General features: G+C 68.4%; 14 protein-coding genes. 4 read left to right on the top strand and 10 right to left on the bottom strand.

Translation table 11 applies throughout. From position 1 onward, the window contains the following. Positions 1-2: 2 nt before the first annotated feature. Positions 3-551, bottom strand: coding sequence for a DUF4395 domain-containing protein (locus AC1DF4_RS03695; RefSeq protein ID WP_476911572.1), 549 nt, complete (start codon positions 549-551; stop codon positions 3-5). A 95-nt stretch (positions 552-646) separates the two neighbouring features. Beyond that, complete coding sequence (locus tag AC1DF4_RS03690; RefSeq protein ID WP_476911571.1) at positions 647-1,678, bottom strand: 3'-5' exonuclease; 1,032 nt, start codon at positions 1,676-1,678, stop codon at positions 647-649. A gap of 126 nt (positions 1,679-1,804) precedes the next feature. On the opposite strand from AC1DF4_RS03690, the gene AC1DF4_RS03685 reads away from it, so the two are divergent. After that, positions 1,805-2,572: a VTT domain-containing protein gene (locus tag AC1DF4_RS03685; RefSeq protein WP_476911634.1), complete on the top strand. Its 768-nt coding sequence runs from the start codon at positions 1,805-1,807 to the stop codon at positions 2,570-2,572. A gap of 108 nt (positions 2,573-2,680) precedes the next feature. Here AC1DF4_RS03685 and rdgB read toward each other — a convergent pair whose 3' ends face one another. The 6 genes from rdgB to clpS all read right to left on the bottom strand — a co-directional run bounded on the left by rdgB (position 2,681) and on the right by clpS (position 7,052). Then, positions 2,681-3,370, bottom strand: coding sequence for an RdgB/HAM1 family non-canonical purine NTP pyrophosphatase (gene rdgB, locus AC1DF4_RS03680; RefSeq protein WP_476911570.1), 690 nt, complete (start codon positions 3,368-3,370; stop codon positions 2,681-2,683). Continuing rightward, positions 3,367-4,125 (bottom strand): ribonuclease PH, encoded by a 759-nt coding sequence (gene rph / locus AC1DF4_RS03675; RefSeq protein WP_275959828.1) that lies wholly within the window; start codon positions 4,123-4,125, stop codon positions 3,367-3,369. Before rph ends, rdgB begins: the two co-directional genes overlap by 4 nt. Positions 4,126-4,176: 51 nt before the next feature. Then, on the bottom strand, positions 4,177-4,974 hold the full coding sequence (locus tag AC1DF4_RS03670) for an MBL fold metallo-hydrolase (protein WP_476911569.1): 798 nt from the start codon (positions 4,972-4,974) through the stop codon (positions 4,177-4,179). Further along, a complete protein-coding gene (murI, locus tag AC1DF4_RS03665; protein WP_476911568.1) occupies positions 4,971-6,011 on the bottom strand; it encodes a glutamate racemase in 1,041 nt (346 codons plus the stop codon). The genes AC1DF4_RS03670 and murI overlap by 4 nt, the downstream gene beginning before the upstream one ends. Before the next feature lie 107 nt (positions 6,012-6,118). Beyond that, positions 6,119-6,685: a DUF2017 domain-containing protein gene (locus AC1DF4_RS03660; RefSeq protein ID WP_476911567.1), complete on the bottom strand. Its 567-nt coding sequence runs from the start codon at positions 6,683-6,685 to the stop codon at positions 6,119-6,121. Next, on the bottom strand, positions 6,678-7,052 hold the full coding sequence (clpS, locus tag AC1DF4_RS03655; protein WP_476911566.1) for an ATP-dependent Clp protease adapter ClpS: 375 nt from the start codon (positions 7,050-7,052) through the stop codon (positions 6,678-6,680). The genes AC1DF4_RS03660 and clpS overlap by 8 nt, the downstream gene beginning before the upstream one ends. Positions 7,053-7,324: 272 nt before the next feature. Between clpS and AC1DF4_RS03650 the strand changes: the two genes are divergently transcribed. The 3 genes from AC1DF4_RS03650 to AC1DF4_RS03640 all read left to right on the top strand — a co-directional run bounded on the left by AC1DF4_RS03650 (position 7,325) and on the right by AC1DF4_RS03640 (position 9,773). Next, positions 7,325-8,653: a nicotinate phosphoribosyltransferase gene (locus AC1DF4_RS03650; RefSeq protein WP_441404676.1), complete on the top strand. Its 1,329-nt coding sequence runs from the start codon at positions 7,325-7,327 to the stop codon at positions 8,651-8,653. After that, the gene (locus AC1DF4_RS03645) at positions 8,653-9,309 is read left to right on the top strand and encodes an isochorismatase family protein (RefSeq protein ID WP_476911565.1); all 657 of its coding nucleotides are present in this window, start codon (positions 8,653-8,655) and stop codon (positions 9,307-9,309) included. The genes AC1DF4_RS03650 and AC1DF4_RS03645 overlap by 1 nt, the downstream gene beginning before the upstream one ends. Positions 9,310-9,425: 116 nt before the next feature. After that, positions 9,426-9,773 carry a hypothetical protein gene (locus tag AC1DF4_RS03640; protein WP_476911564.1) on the top strand — a complete coding sequence of 116 codons (348 nt, stop codon included), beginning with the start codon at positions 9,426-9,428 and terminating at the stop codon, positions 9,771-9,773. Positions 9,774-9,862: 89 nt separating this feature from the next. On the opposite strand, the gene AC1DF4_RS03635 is transcribed toward AC1DF4_RS03640, so the two are convergent. Both AC1DF4_RS03635 and AC1DF4_RS03630 read right to left on the bottom strand, forming a co-directional pair. Further along, positions 9,863-11,665, bottom strand: coding sequence for a DEAD/DEAH box helicase (locus AC1DF4_RS03635; RefSeq protein ID WP_476911563.1), 1,803 nt, complete (start codon positions 11,663-11,665; stop codon positions 9,863-9,865). 211 nt (positions 11,666-11,876) lie between these two features. Next, a complete protein-coding gene (locus AC1DF4_RS03630) occupies positions 11,877-12,185 on the bottom strand; it encodes a DUF3039 domain-containing protein (RefSeq protein WP_395940323.1) in 309 nt (102 codons plus the stop codon). Positions 12,186-12,235 lie beyond the last annotated feature (50 nt).

The raw sequence follows: 12,235 nt of genomic DNA, 5'->3' as shown, positions 1-12,235 counted from the left end.
GCCTAGGCGCTGCGGAGGGTGATGTTGTTGCAGGCCTCGCACACGTCCTCGGGGATCAGGCCGCGGCGCTGGAGGAAACCGAAGATGGCGCAGCCCAGGCAGAAGCCGGCGAACGCTTCGAGGGACGCGGCAACAATGAGGACCGCGAGCAGGATCCAGGCGGCCGGCGCCAGCCCCACGGCCAGCAGGACGGCGGCGGCGGTGGACATCGCAGCGCCGATGCCCTGCGCGAACCGCTTCGGCGGGCCCGGGACGAGCCGGGATTTCCCCAGCCGCGGCGTCAGGACCCTGACGGACAGCTGGGCGAGCGGCGAGATCCGCGGGCCGAACAGGACGCGCAGCCAGAATCCGGCGGCAATGACGCCGAGGCCCCAGCCGAAGCCGGTCAGCAGCGTCACCACGGACAGGACCACCACGAGTCCGGCCGTGATGCGGGCGGCATACTCATTGACCGGGTTCGGAAACGCGAAGGCCGCCCGCCAGTCGATTCCGCTCTTCCTGGCGGTTGCGGGTGCCGGACTCCCGGAAGGTGCCGAGGTGGGTTTGCTCATCGTCCAAGGCTAGGAGCGGGCCCGCCCGGGCGGAATGTTTGTTGCGCCGTATGACCCTTGGCGTGCCCGGCGCCCGACGTGCTGCGGCGGGATGGTCAGGCGATCGCGGCGGAAGCGACGTGGCCGCCCACCATCTGCAGGAATTCGCCTTCGGACAGGACCTCGATCCGCCGGCCCCGCTCGTGCAGCTCCAGCACGCGCCGGGCCTTGCCGGTGAGGCGGCCGGAGCGCAGGTCGGCGGCCACGAAGCCGTCGCCCACCACCAGGACCGTGGTGCGGGCCGTGACCCGGCTTTCCGGACTGGCGCCGAACTCGGCGGAGCGGATCTTGGCCTCGGGCCGGGGTATGGCGAGTTCACCGGTGAACACGACAGTCTGGCCGAACAGGGGGTGTCCGGGATCGGCGAAGGCGTTGGGCAGCGGGTTGGCGCCCTCCTCGGGCCAGCCCGGCCGGTAGTCCCGGACCGGGGCGGCCGCGCCCGCTCCGCCGGCGAGTGCCTCCAGCGCTGACTGGCTGGCCTTGGAGAGCGGGTCATGCCGCGGGTCGAACGCCGGCTGGCGGGACACCGTCAGGCCCAGGGACAGGTAGAGCTCGGCGATGCTGCCGGCGCCGTTGCGCGCGGCAATGTCGATCAGGATCCCGGCGCAGGCCCGCGCGTCCTCGGCGGCATCGTGGTGGTTGACCAGCGGGACACCGGCTTCCTCGGCCGCATACGGCAGGGAATTGGACACCAGTGAATAGCAGCGGCGTGCCAGCATCACGGTGCAGACGTAGTCGTAGGCCGGGCCGGCGAGGCCGGAGACCTCGAGGCCGGAGCGGATTACCCCGAGATCGAAGGCGGCGTTGTGGGCGGCCAGGACGTCGCCGCCGATGAAGGCGCCGATGAAGGCGCCGATCTCCGGGAACAGCTCGCCGAAGCGGGGCAGACCGGCCACCTGTTCGGGCCGGATGCCGTGGATCCGGACGTTGTGGTGGTCGAAGCGGTCATGGTTTTCCGGCGGGCGCATCAGCCAGGACGCCTCCTCGACGACGACTCCGCCGCGGACTTTGCTGAGGCCAACAGCGCAGGGTGAACCCCGGAAGCCGTTCGCCGTCTCAAAGTCGATCGCCGTAAAGTCCAAACCCACGCCCCAAACTTTACCGCCCGAATCCGGACCGGCCCGCACCGGGCCGCGGCCTGTCGCGAGCCGTGGAACCGGGCAGGACGGCCGGCGCCGGCCGTCAAGTACCCTTAACAAGTGAACCTTCTAGCTTTGAATGACTTTGCCGTGTCCACGATCGGCGGCGCAGGACCGGTCCAGCCGCGGCTGGCCTCCTTCCTGCCTGACTGGCTGAACCCCCAGGTCTTCCTGGCCGACCCCGCGCTCGCACCGTGGGTGGTGCTGCTGGTCTGCGGCATCATCTTCGCGGAAACCGGCCTGCTGGTCGGTTTCTTCCTGCCGGGCGACTCGATGCTGTTCACGGCCGGGCTGCTGGTTGCCACCGGGACCATCAAGGTCAACATCTGGGCATTCATTGCGCTGATCATCGTTGCGGCGATCATCGGGAACCAGGTCGGCTACCTGATCGGGTCCAAGGCCGGCCCGGCCATCTTCAACAAGCCCAATTCCAAGCTCTTCAAGCGCGAAAACGTCGAAAGCGCCCACGCCTTCTTCGAGAAGCACGGCGGCAAGGCCCTCATCCTGGCCCGTTTCGTGCCGATCATCCGGACCTTTGTCCCGGTGATTGTGGGCGTCGCCCAGATGGACAAGCGCAAATTCTTCCTGTTCAACGTCATCGGCGCCGTGCTGTGGGGCGGCGGCGTGACCCTGCTGGGCTACCTGCTGGGCGACACGTTTCCGTGGGTCCGCGAAAACCTGGACATTATCTTCATCGTCATCGTCCTGGTTTCGGTGATCCCGATCGGCATTGAGGTCGCCCGCGGCTTCATCGCCAAGCGCCAGGCCGAAAAGTACGGCACCGACGTCTTCGAGGAGTTCGTCGAGGAGCACGAGCCCGAAGAGGAACGCAAGACGCCGTAGCTCCCGTTCCGGACGGCAGTACGGACAGCAGCCCGGACGGACAAGCCAAAGGAAGGCGCCCCACGATGTGGGGCGCCTTCCCTGGTTAAGTGTCAGTGCGGCCGCCGGCTACCTTCCGGACAAGGCCTCGATGATCGCCGGGAGGAGCGCCCGGAAGGCGTGCCCGCGGTGGCTGATGGCGTTCTTCTCCTCGGGGCTGAGCTCGGCGCAGCTGCGGTCCAGCCCGCTGGGCTGAAGCACCGGGTCGTAGCCGAAGCCCCCGGTCCCGCGCGGTGCGCGCAGCAGCGTACCCTCCAGCTGCCCGTATTCCACGACCTCCCGGCCCTCCTCCGGAGTCGCACCTGCGCCGGAAGAGGGAACGGCCAGCGCCGCGGCGCAGACAAACGCGGCGCCCCGGAACTCATCCGGCACGTCGGCCAGCTGGTCCAGCAGCAGCTGCAGGTTGGCGGCGTCGTCCCCGTGCCGGCCGGCCCAGCGGGCCGAGAAGATCCCGGGTGCCCCGCCGAGCACATCGACGGCGAGCCCGGAGTCGTCGGCGATGGCCACGAGCCCGGTTGCCTGCGCCACCGCGCGGGCCTTGAGCAGCGAGTTCTCGGCAAAGGTCACGCCGGTCTCGGCGACGTCGGGGGCACCGACGGCCCCCGCGTCCACCACCTGGGTGTCGACGTCGAGGCCGGGCACCTGCCCGCGCAGCAGTTCGCGGAGCTCCCGGAGCTTGCCCTTGTTGTGGGTGGCGAGCACCAGCACCGGACGGGGACCCGGCTGTACAGCGCCGTGACCTGCCCGGCCCTCTATCACGGGGCTTCCGCCAGGGTTTCGCGCTGGATCGCGGCGAGCTGCTCGGTGCCCATCAGGGCGAGGTCGAGGAGTTTGTTGAGCTCGTCCCGGTCGAAGGGGGCGCCTTCGGCGGTGCCCTGGACCTCAACGAACTTGCCGGATCCGGTGACAACGACGTTCATGTCGGTCTCGGCGCGGACATCTTCGACGTACGGCAGGTCCAGCATGGGGACGCCGTCGATGATGCCGACGGAGACGGCGGCGATCGTGTCGGTCAGGGGCTGGGCGTTGCGGGCGATCATCTTGTTCTCGCGGGCAAAGCGGATGGCCTCGGCCAGGGCCACGTAGGCGCCAGTGATGGCGGCGGTGCGGGTTCCGCCGTCGGCCTGCAGGACATCACAGTCCAGCACGATGGTGATCTCGCCCAGGGCCTTGGTGTCGATGATGGAACGCAGCGAACGGCCGATCAGCCGTGAGATCTCGTGGGTGCGGCCGCCGATTTTGCCCTTGACGGACTCGCGGTCGGAGCGGGTGTTGGTGGCCCGCGGCAGCATGGCGTACTCGGCCGTGACCCAGCCGCGTCCTTCGCCCTTGAGCCAGCGGGGCACACCCTCGGTGAGGGAGGCCGTGCACAATACCCGGGTGTTGCCGAACTCGATCAGGGCCGATCCCTCGGCCTGCTTGGACCAGCCGCGGGTGATGCTGATCGGCCGGAGCTGATCGGGAGTGCGGCCGTCGGCGCGGATGATGGGGGCAGTAAGGGCTTCGGAAGTCATGCCCTTAGCTTATCGACCCTGGCAGGTACCGGCGCGCGGTGCCCGTTCCGTTCAGATGGTGTAGTGCACGCCCGCCACGGCCACTGCCACATGCTGGCCGAAGACACCCTTGGCTTCCGCCATGACGGTTGTCGGTGACGTCCAGACGGGTATGTGGGTCAGCAGCAGCCGCCGGGCGCCGGCGGCCACGGCGGCTTCCCCGGCCCGCTTGCCGGTCAGGTGCACGTCCTTGATGCCGTCGTCGCGGCCTTCCTCGAAGGCTGCCTCGCAGAGGAACAGGTCGGCGTCGCGGGCCGCGTCCTCGAGGCCGCTGCAGGAGTCGGTGTCCCCCGAATAGCTGAGCACCCGGGTGACGGGGTTGCCGTCCTTGTCCGGTTCGGTGACCTCCACGCGGAGCGCGTAGGCCTCTTCGACCGGGTGGTTGACGGCGTACGGGGTGACCGTGAAGGGGCCCATGGTCACCGGCTTGCGCTCGGACCAGTTGCTGAAGTCGAATTCCTCGTGCATTCCGGGGTCCAGTTCCAGGCCGTAAGCCGTGGCCATCCGGTCGGCGGTGGCGGCGGGCCCCCACACGGGAATCCTGCCGCGGCCCCAGCCGCCCGGCTTCCAGCGAACGGCTACGTGGAGTCCGCACAGGTCCATGCAGTGGTCCGGGTGCAGGTGGGTGAGGAAGATGGCGTCAATGTCCTCGAGATCGGTGTAGCGCTGGATGGCGCCGAGCGCCCCGCTGCCGAGGTCCAGCACAATCTTCCAGTTCCGCTCGCCGTCGTTGGCGGTCAGCAGGTAGCACGACGCCGGCGAGCCCGGACCCGGAAAAGATCCGGTACAGCCCACGATGGTCAGCTTCACAGCAGTGTTCCCCCGCCCGCGGATCCGCCCACGAAGTTGGAGATCCGGGGACGGGCCGCGCCGGCCTGCGCTGCGGCAATCATTTCCGGCGTGATCCTGGCCAGGCTGCCCGTGGGGTACTGGGCCGCGACATGGTCGACGTGGCGGACGCTGAGGACCTCGGGGCCGAGGAAGCGCCGGGCGAGGTGCTCGAACTGCGAGGCGTCTCCCGTGGCGATGAAGTTGTGTTCGGGCGCCGTGGCGTCGGTGCGCTCCAGCCCGCGGGAAGCCAGGGCGCGGTAGACATCCTTCGCCGTCTCCTCGGCGCTGGAGACGAGCGTGACGTCCTCCCCCATCACGTAGGAGATGACGCCGGTCAGCAGCGGATAGTGGGTGCAGCCCAGCACCACTGTGTCCACGCCGGCGGCCTTGAGCGGTTCCAGGTACTCGCGGGCGACGGCGAGCAGCTCCGGGCCCGTGGTGATGCCGGCTTCGACGTAGGGCACGAACGCGGGGCAGGCCGCGGAGGTGATGTGCAGGTCCGGGGCGGCGGCGAAGGTGTCCTCGTAGGCGCGGGAGCCGACGGTGGCCGAGGTGCCGATCACGCCGACCCGGCCGGTGCGGGTAGCGGCGACGGCGCGGCGCACGGCCGGCTGGATCACTTCGATGACGGGAATCCCGTACCGGGCCGTGTAACGTTCGCGGGCGTCCCGCAGCACGGCGGCCGAGGCGGAGTTGCACGCGATGGTCAGCAGCTTCACGCCGGAATCCACCAGCTCGTCCATCACCCCCAGGGCGTTGGCCCGGACCTCGGCGATGGGGAGCGGACCGTACGGGCCGTGGGCGGTGTCGCCGACGTACAAGATGGATTCGTTGGGCAGCTGGTCGATGATGGACCGGGCCACGGTGAGTCCGCCGACGCCGGAATCAAACACACCGATGGGACGCGAACCCATCCCGCTGTCGGCCTGGCTGACGGACTGGCTGCTGCCGGTACTGCTCGCTGGGGAGTCCGCAACAGCTCTCGCTGCCGGATCCATGCTCGATGCTGAAGTCATGATTATTCGAGGATAGGGCTTAGCCACGGGCCCGGCCATCACATTGTGTTGTCCGACTCATGTCAAATGTGTCACACGCCGCTGCCCAAGCACAGTTGAGCCGCAGCTCAGCCGCGCGTCTCCAGCGCCTGAAGCATTGCCTGGACCAGGGATTCCTGGAGCCAGGTGGTGAAGTTGTAGACGAGCGCCAGGTAGCTCTCGACGTCTTCGGCCTGCGACCAGTCCTGCATCAGGTGCACGTGCCCGGCATCCTCGTCGTCGCGGATGTCCAGCCGTTCGGCCAGCACCAGCCGGACGTCGTTGAGCGCCATGGACCAGTGCCGCGCGTCGTCGGGGGTCAGGACCAGCTCGTCCTTGTCCAGCCCAAGGGACGCGGCCTTCAGCGCGCCGATCTTGCTCTCACGCAGCGACCGCTCGGTGTACCGGCGGAACTCCAGCGAGGCGGCGGCGTCGTTCTTCGAAACGCTCGGAAGCAGCCGGCGGAGGGCACGATCCGAGGGTTCGCGGGCGTCAGCGTCGAGTCCCACCAGCGCCGCGAGGGGGTCCTCGTTGGCGCGTTCCCCCGGTTCCAGCATGGACACGACGTCGTCGAACAGGCTGCGCAGCAGTTCCCGCTCGGCCGGTTCAAGGTAGCCGCTGATGCCTTTGATGCCGTACTTGAATGCCTTAGCCACGTTTTCCCTTGCCCTTGCCCGATCCCTTGCCGTCGCCGGAGCCGCCGCCGGTGGCCCTTTCCACAGTGGCCCACAGACCATAGCCGTGCATCGCGACGGCGTGCTGCTCCACTTGTTCCTTGCTGCCGTGCGCCACGATGGAGCGGCCCTTCTTGTGGACTTCGAGCATGAGCTTGTTCGCCTTGGCCTCCGAGTAGCCGAAATAGCTGCGGAACACGTAGCTCACATAGCTCATCAGGTTCACCGGATCGTTCCAGATCACGAGGTTCCACGGGATGTCCGGGGCGATCAGGACATCGGTCGACGTCGCTGTTCCGGTCTGGGTGCTCTCCTGGGTGTCAGGGCCGAGCGCAACGCTGAGGGTCATCTGTCCATTCTATGGGGAGGATGGGCCCACGCCGGCGAGGGCCCCGCGGCGAAGCGAAGCGAGACGTGGGAGCCGGTGGATGGGCCCACGCCGGCGAGGGCCCCGCGGCGAAGCGAAGCGAGACGTGGGAGCCGGTGGATGGGCCCACACCGGCGAGGGCCCCGCGGCGAAGCGAAGCGAGACGTGGGAGCCGGTGGATGGGCCCACACCGGCGAGGGCCCCGCGGCGAAGCGAAGCGAGACGTGGGAGCCGGTGGGGACTAGAGTGAATTCGTGAGTACCTCAGCTGGCTGGGACCGTCCCCGCACGTCCCTGTACACCGATCATTACGAGCTGACCATGCTGCAGGCCGCGCTGCATTCCGGCGCCGCCCACCGCAAGTCAGTGTTCGAGGCGTTCGCCCGGCGGCTGCCGGACGGGCGCCGCTACGGCATTGTGGGCGGCACGGGCCGGCTGCTGGAGGGCATCGCGGACTTCCGCTTCGGCGACGTCGAAATCGACTTCCTCCGCCGCACCAAGGTGGTCAACGAGGAGACCCTGGACTATCTGGCCGGGTTCTCCTTCTCCGGCGACATCTGGGGTTACGCGGAGGGCGAAGCGTACTTCCCGAACTCCCCCATCCTCATTGTTGAATCCACCTTCGCAGAAGCGTGCATCCTCGAGACGTACATCCTGTCGATCCTCAACCACGACAGCGCGATCGCCTCGGCGGCGTCGCGGATGATCACCGCGGCCGGCAGCCGCCCCTGCGTGGAGATGGGCTCGCGCCGCACGCAGGAGGAATCGGCCGTCTCCGCCGCCCGCGCCGCCATCATCGCCGGCTTCGACAGCACCTCGAACCTGGAGGCCGGCCTGCGCTACGGGCTCAAGACTGTGGGTACGGCCGCGCATTCCTTCACCCTCCTGCACGACTCCGAGCGCGAGGCGTTCGAGGCGCAGATCGCCTCGATGGGCGCCGGCACCGCACTGCTGGTGGACACCTACGACGTCGAGGCGGCGGTGCGTACCGCCGTCGAACTGGCTGGTGACAAGCTCGGCGCGGTGCGGCTCGACTCCGGCGACCTCGTGGCGCAGGCGCAGTGGGTCCGCCAGCTTCTGGACGACCTGGGCAATGAGCGGACCCGCATCATCGTCACCTCCGACCTGGACGAGTTCGCCATCGCCGCCCTGCAGTCCGCCCCGGTGGATTCCTACGGTGTCGGCACGTCCCTCGTGACCGGTTCCGGCGCCCCCACCGCCAGCATGGTCTACAAGCTGGTCAGCCGCACGGACGACGGCGGCGAATTCGAACCCGTCGCCAAGGCCGCCAAGAACAAGACCAGCAAGGGAGGGCGCAAGTACGCGCTGCGCAAGCTCAACGAACGCGGCACGGCCACCCAGGAGATCGTCGGAATCGGGCACCGCCCGGAGGACGACGGCAACGACCGGCCCCTGCTGCAGCAGTTCGTCAAGAACGGCGAACTCCTGCCCGGCTGGACCGGCCCCGAGGGTGTGCTGCGCGCACGCCAGCGCCACGCGGACACCATGAAGGAGCTTCCCGCAGTCGTGAACCGGCTGCAGCGCGGCGAAGCAGCCATCCCCACCATGTACGAGGAGAACTGATGTCCCGCGCCCTCATCATCGTCGACGTCCAGAACGATTTCTGCGAAGGCGGCTCACTGCCCGTCGAAGGCGGCGCGGAGCTCGCCGGCGCCATCAGCGAATACGTCGACGCCCACCACGGGCAGTTCGACCACGTCGTGGCAACCCAGGACTGGCATGTCGATCCCGGTGCGCATTTCTCGGAGGAGCCGGACTTCATCGACAGCTGGCCGAAGCACTGCGTGGCCGGTACCCGCGGCGCCGATCTCCACCCTGACCTCGACACGGAATACATCCAGGCATATTTCCGCAAGGGCCAGTTCACCGCGGCCTACTCGGGCTTTGAGGGCCTGCTGGCCCCGGACGACGCCGTGCCCACCGGGGACCGGAAGCCCGGCGCCATGCCGGTCGCCGGGGGCGCCACCGGCGGTGACCTCGACGTCGAGACCCTGGCCGGCGAGGACGCGATCGGGCTCGACGACTGGCTGCAGAGCCACGACGTCGAGGACGTTGTGGTCGTCGGAATCGCCACCGACCATTGCGTCAAGGCGACCGCCCTCGACGGCGTGCAGGCCGGGTATTCGGTCACTGTGCTGCGGGATCTCACCGTCGGGGTGGCCGAGGATCTCGACGACGCCATCGCAGAGATGGAACTCGGCGGCGTCGACATCGCCTGAGGCAGCGTCTTTCCCCTGCACGTTTCCCGTGCACGCTGACGGGAAAGCCGTGCCGTCACAGTAGACTCGAAATCCTTGCCAATATCGTCTGACCAGTAAGAACCCCGGAGTACATCATGAAGAAGACCCTGACCGTCCTGATCGCTGCCGGGGCCCTGCTCGGCGCTGCCGGCTGCTCTGCGCCGCAAGACACCACCGCGGAGACCTGCGCCCGGATCCAGGCTGTTGGCGCGGGACCGACGTCCGCCGCGGACAAGGCAGGGATGATCCGCCTCGCCAACCGGCTCCGGCCCATCGAGGCGACGGCGTCCAAGGAACTGAAGGCTCCGCTGCACTCCATCATCGAGTTCCTCGACGCGTCGGCCCAGGAAAACCCGGACGCCGCCAAGCTGGAGGAGCTGCAGGGCTCCTACACAACGGCGGGCCAGAATCTCAGCGAGCTCTGCACCGCCGGCGGACAGTAGAGTCGAGCCCGCAGCTGCGAAATCTTTCACCAAAAAGGGACCGGGTAACCCCGGTCCCTTTCTTGTGCTCTGCGTTGTGCCTGCCGCCCCTACTTCCGGCCGATGAACCAGTCCTGCAGTTTGCGCAGCCGGGTCTGCAGCTGCTCCTCGTTGGCCTGCGCCACGGCCGGGCCGCCGCAGACCGTCCTGAGCTTGGTGTGGATGACGCCGTGCGGCGTGCCGGTGCGCGCAGACCAGGCCGCGACGTTCTTGGCCAGTTCGGTGCGCAGGTCCATCAGCATCCGATGGTCCGGCACCGCCGGCATGGCAGCAGCAGCGGCGGCGGCGGAACCTGCCGCACCCTGCGGGGCGCGCGCATTCTTGCGGTTGAGCTGCTCGTGCTGGCGCTGGCGCAGCAGCGTGCCGACCTGTTCGGCGTCGAGCAGGCCGGGAATCCCGAGGAAGTCGAGCTCGTCCTCCGAACCCACCTCGCCGCCGGTGCCGAACTCGCCGCCGTCGAACAGCACACGGTCAAAGGAGGCCTGCGAATCCAGGGCCTCGAACTTGCCCTTGGTCAGCGAATCGGAGGCTTTCTCCTCGCGGTTCGCCTCGTCCATCAGCGAGTCCTCCGGATTGAAGAGGCCGTCGCCGTCCTCCTTCTCCGGACGGTCCAGGGCGTGGTCCCGTTCGGCCTCCATGGAGTTCGCCAGCGCCATCAGCTGCGGCACCGAGGGCAGGAAGACCGACGCCGTCTCACCGCGCTTCCGGGCGCGCACGAAACGCCCGACGGCCTGAGCGAAGAACAGTGGAGTGGCGGTGGAGGTCGCGTAGACGCCGACGGAGAGCCGGGGGACGTCCACGCCTTCGGAAACCATGCGCACGGCCACCATCCAGCGCTTCTCGCTGGCGGTGAACTCCTCGATCTTGCTGGAGGCCTTCGTGTCGTCGGAGAGGATGACCGTGGGCGACTCGCCGGTGATCCGCTTCAGCTGCCCGGCGTAGGCGCGCGCGTCCTCGTGGTCGGTCGCAATGACCAGCCCGCCGGCGTCGGGAACGGTCCGGCGCACCTCGCTGAGCCGCTTGTCCGCCCCGGCAAGCACCGCGGGAATCCATTCGCCCGTCGGGTTCAGCGCGGTCCGCCAGGCCTGGGACGTGACGTCCTTGGTAACGGCTGATTCACCGAGGGAGGCGGCCATCTCCTCGCCGCCGCTGGTGCGCCAGCGCATCTGGCCGGAATAGGCCATGAACATCACGGGCCGGACCACGTGGTCCCGGAGCGCTTTGCCGTAGCCGTAGGTGTAGTCGGCTTTGGAACGCCGGATGCCGTCCCGGTCCTCCGCGTATTCCACGAACGGGATCGGCGAGGTGTCGGAACGGAACGGCGTGCCCGTCAGCGAGAGCCGGCGCGCCGCGGGTTCGAAGGCTTCGCGGAGCCCGTCGCCCCACGACAGTGCCTCGCCGCCGTGGTGGATTTCGTCGAGGATGACCAGCGTGCGGGCGGCTTCGGTCTTGGCCCGGTGGAGCATCGGCTTGCTCGCCACCTGCGCGTACGTTACCGCTACGCCGATGAAGCCGCGGCCGTGCTGGCCGTCAGCGTTCTTGAAGTTGGGATCGATGGCGATGCCCACCCTGGCGGCCGCGTCGGCCCACTGCCGCTTCAAATGGTCGGTGGGCGCCACGATGGTCACACGGTTGACGATGTTGGCTTCGATCAGCATGGAGGCCACCCGCAGCGCAAAGGTGGTCTTGCCGGCGCCGGGGGTGGCGACCGCGAGGAAGTCCCTGGGATGCGTGGTGAAATAGCTGTCCAGGGCCTCCTGCTGCCAGGCGCGGAGCTTCGGCGCGGTGCCCCAGGCGGCCCGCTCGGGATACGCGGGCGGCAGTACGGGTCCGCCGAAGAGTGTCTCCGTCACTGAGGGCCCTCCATTGCGCATGCTGCTGCCGCTGACGGGGAAACCCACTTAAGCACAAAAAACACCAATCTTTTTCGGATGAACCGTTAGCAATCACCGGCCATCATGGACCGGGCATCATTCACCGGGAGAACAGGGCACCCCGGCACGGGGCGGCGCTCGTCAGCGCGGGACGCGCGGAGCCCTTGCGTCCCCGCCTGGCGCGGCCGTGCTACTTGTCGCCGGAACCCTTACCGCCGTCGTTGCCCGGGCGGAGGCCGTCGTAGACCTCTTTGCATTCGGGGCAGACGGGGAACTTCTTCGGATCGCGGCCCGGCGTCCAGACCTTGCCGCACAGGGCGATGACGGGTTCGCCGGACAGCGCGGATTCCATGATCTTTTCCTTGCGCACGTAGTGCGAGAAGCGTTCCCGGTCACCGGGTTCGACTTCCTGGCGCAGTTCCTCGCGCTCGATAGTGGCCGTCGACGTCCCGGCTCCGGAGAGCTCGCGCATCGGGTCGTTTTCGAGAGGATCGGTCATGCTGTTCATGAGTCCCATCTTAGCCGCTGAATCGGACGGAACGGCGCCGG

The organism is Arthrobacter sp. 05N429 (assembly GCF_056397045.1).
This window is presented reverse-complemented; position numbering and strand designations above follow the sequence as displayed.